The organism is Clostridia bacterium (assembly GCA_012840125.1).
Taxonomy (GTDB): Bacteria; Bacillota; DULZ01; order DULZ01; family DULZ01; genus DULZ01.
Genome location: DULZ01000012.1, coordinates 1 through 2,913, shown reverse-complemented (window position 1 = coordinate 2,913; position 2,913 = coordinate 1). Strand labels below are relative to the sequence as shown.

Here is a 2,913-nt window from a genome sequence, read left to right as displayed (position 1 = left end):
TGGCGGCTTCGGTGGTTTCGGCTACCAGGGCATGTTTCATGTAGGTCAGGTTCTGGGGATCCCGGTTAAAGAGATCGGCCTGTTCCTGTCCCACCACCACCGTGGGAATGTGCTCGCTGAAGAAGGCACTGGGATAACCGGTCCAGGCGTAGTTATGCACGCACATCTTAATGGCCGGGTTCATGGCCGGTATGTCCGGCAAAAGGGGTTTGCCCCCCTTGCCGTAAAAAGCCTCCGTGTACCAGGTATAAGCCGGCAAGGGCAGCTCCAGGTCGTAGAGGTCGGTATTGGCACCGGCAAAGTTGGCGTAGATCACTCCGGCAGAAAAGACATACACTACCGGACAGGGGAAATCCAAAGCAGCGATGCACTCGTCAATTTCCCCAAAGAGGGACATCATTTTGCCGTAATAACGGCATCCCAGTTCAGTGACCCGGTCGTTCAAAGCATACAAGTCCGTGTCGGCATCCACCCCGATGATGCCGTTGGGAGCCATCGTCAAGAAAGAGGCAAAGGCGAATTTCTTCTGGACGAAGGGCGAATCAAAGATGGCCCTGGCCGTAAAGTTGGCCGCCCGCGGCCCCAGATTCTGGTGGTAGGTGGACCGGGTTTCGATGCGGGCGTAGGACATGCCGAAGGGCTTCACGGCCCGGTCGACCTGCCGGTGGAAGTGAACTTCCCGCACGTCGCTGTTGTGGGCATGGACAATCCAGTCGGCATCATAGATTCTCTTAATGCCGTATAAAGTGCCCACTTCCGTTTCAATAGGTATGCCCTGGTCGATGGGGGCCACGCCGATGGCTTTACCGTTAAAGTGCTTGTCCAGGCCGTAGCGCTTGATATACTCTTCCGTCTCCCGGAAGCGCAGGCCCACCCCGGCCCGCAAGCGGATGTCTTTGCACCCCGTCCTGGCCTCGATGACATCTTTGATGGTCTTGAGCATTTCCGCGTAGGGTTCGCCGCCCAAGAGGGTAAAGCCGTGATGGGAAGCCAGGATGTTCACGGAGTGCTCCGGCTTGATCTTGCTCATGTCAATCTTTTGCAAGGCTTCCTCCGTCGCTTGGCGGACGGCGGCTACCCCACCTTCACCGGGATAAATCACCTCCGGCAGGTCGGGGAAAAGTTCTTTGAGCAATACGGAGGTCATGCCCGGCAGTTCGCAGACCCGGGTTTTTACCAGCGCCGGATCAATCCCATATTGGGAAGCTCGCGGCGGAATAGGTTTAATGGGAGGACGCATCGGGTTCCCTCCTTCCCTGTACCGGTGCGGCCACTACCCGGTCTAACAGTTGAATGTCCTCGTCAAAGTAGAAGCCGCGGCTGGCATACTTGCGCTTGACTTCCTCCGGAATCTCCCATACCGTCACGGTCCGGCCGTACCACTGCCACCCGTCTTTTGGGGGTTCCGGTTTAATGCCTGCTGCTTCCAGCAGCCGCAGGATGGGTTGGATGCATTCCACCTTGCAACCGGTCCTGGCCCCCGTGAGGAAGGAAATCTCTTCCGGGGACTTCGCCCCTTGTAAAACGGCGGCGGCCACTTCTTCCGCCCGGGTGGCGGTGCAGTAGCAGATAATCTGCTCGGGGTTCAATTTGGCCCGGCGGCAAAGTTCTTCAATTTGGCTGTAGTCCACAGCCGCCACATCAACTTGCACCAGGATGGGCTGTTCTCGTTTCACCATGATCACCGCATAATCCGGGCAGCGCTGTTCGCAAGCCGCACAACCCCGGCAGCGGTCGGCATCAACAATGGCTTTTCTGTTCTCTACTTTGATGGCCAATACCGGGCAGACCTTCTCGCAGGTCTTGCAACCGCGGCACTTTTCCGCATCGATAGTGGCCAGCAAATTGACTACTTTCACGGCTTAAGCCCCTCCTTTCTTTTGGGCTAACTGATAAGCGACATCGATGATCATGTCTTCCTGTCCTCCTACCATCCTCCTCCTTCCCAATTCCACCAAGATATCCCGCGGATCGAGGTTGAACTTCTCGGCGGCCCGGTAGGTGTGCAGCAAGAAGCTGGAGTAGACGCCGGCATAACCCAGCATCAGGGGCGCGTTGCGCACTACCTGGGGCCGGTGCATGACCGGCTCCACGATGTCTTCCGCCACATCCATGATTTTGTAGAAATCCACCCCCGTCCGGTAACCAAGCTTGTCCAGCACGCCGATTAATACTTCGGTCTGGGCGTTGCCGGCGCCGGCGCCCAAACCCCGGCAGGTAGCATCCAGGAACGTGGCACCGGCCTCTACCGCCGCCACGGCGTTAGCAATGGCCAGGGAAAGATTGTTATGGGCATGGAAACCCACCGGGACCTGCACGGCTTCCACCACGGCTCCCACCCGGGCTTTGACATCTTCCGGCAGCATGGCACCGGCGGAATCGGCGATATTGATGTAGTCGGCCCCGTAGGATTCAAAGAGCTTGGCTTGCTCCACCACCTTTTCCGGCGGCACCATGTGGCACATCATCAAGAAACCGACCGCCGTCATGCCCATCTGCTTGGCAATACCGATATGCTGTTCCCCGATATCGGCTTCCGTCACATGGGTAGCCACCCGCACCACTTTGGCGCCGCAGTCGGCCGCCATTTTCAGGTCCTCCACGGTACCGATGCCGGGCAGGAGCAGGACCGTCAATTTCGCCTTTTTGATGGCCCCGGCGGCGGCTTGAAGCATTTCTTCGTCAGTCAATTTGGCCCAGCCGTAGTTGTAAGACGAACCCGCCAGGCCGTCCCCGTGGGAAACCTCGATATATTCCACTCCGGCTTCATCCAGCCCCCGGGCAACGGCGGCAATCTGTTCCGCCGTGAACTCGTGACTGACGGCATGGCTGCCATCGCGCAAAGTGGTATCCACTACGTGAATGAAGGGTTTGTCGCTCATGCTACTACCTCCCCTGCTAAGATCTTTGGGG

3 protein-coding genes are annotated in these 2,913 nt (G+C 58.1%); all 3 read right to left on the bottom strand.

Translation table 11 applies throughout. The features are described from left to right. Nucleotides 1–1,240, bottom strand: a 1,240-nt coding sequence (locus tag GXX34_01485; GenBank protein HHW06200.1) for a hypothetical protein, incomplete at its 3' end; no start/stop codon positions are given. Next, on the bottom strand, nt 1,224–1,859 hold the full coding sequence (locus tag GXX34_01480; GenBank protein HHW06199.1) for a 4Fe-4S binding protein: 636 nt from the start codon (nt 1,857–1,859) through the stop codon (nt 1,224–1,226). The genes GXX34_01480 and GXX34_01485, both read right to left, overlap by 17 nt. 3 nt (nt 1,860–1,862) lie before the next feature. Then, nucleotides 1,863–2,882 (bottom strand): 4-hydroxy-2-oxovalerate aldolase, encoded by a 1,020-nt coding sequence (gene dmpG / locus GXX34_01475; protein ID HHW06198.1) that lies wholly within the window; start codon nt 2,880–2,882, stop codon nt 1,863–1,865. Nucleotides 2,883–2,913 lie beyond the last annotated feature (31 nt).

Coding starts and splice junctions, on each gene's coding strand:
- dmpG (HHW06198.1), bottom strand. CDS start 2,882: ATGAGCGACAAACCCTTCATTCACGTAGTGGATACCACTTTGCGCGAT.